The sequence below is a fragment of the Pseudoalteromonas sp. G5_S1_54_S4 genome, assembly GCF_054968565.1.
Genome location: NZ_JBQKUL010000145.1, coordinates 1 through 386 on the forward strand (window position 1 = coordinate 1; position 386 = coordinate 386).

Annotated in this window: 1 protein-coding gene; it reads right to left on the reverse strand. The window is 42.2% G+C overall.

From position 1 onward, the window contains the following. The coding region (locus ACTRWE_RS19305) for an IS110 family transposase (RefSeq protein WP_462880546.1) at positions 1-386 on the reverse strand (386 nt) is incomplete at both ends.

Sequence of the window (386 nt, forward strand, 5' to 3'; positions counted from 1 at the left end):
CATAGGTACATCTAAATTTGCATCTTCGAGCAGACTTTCCACTGCATCAATCAACTTATTATCTGATTTAGCTATTGGGATACCAAGTTCCAACAAGCAACCTCGTTGCAGATTCCCCAAGGCTACTTTTTGCTTTACAAAGTGCTCTCTCATTGCTGACATGGCTTGTAAGCACTGCTCATTTATGCTTAATAATCTACTCGGTTTAACTGTTGGTTGTTGAGCTGCAATACCAATAGCTAAAGCATCATTCGCATCCGTTTTTTGGCCTTGTCTAAATGCTTTTACAACCCGTGCAGACATTGGCTTAACTGTATGGCCTGCCTCTTTCGCTTTTCTTGCCCAATAATGCGTGCCACCACATGACTCCATCGCCACTAATGACT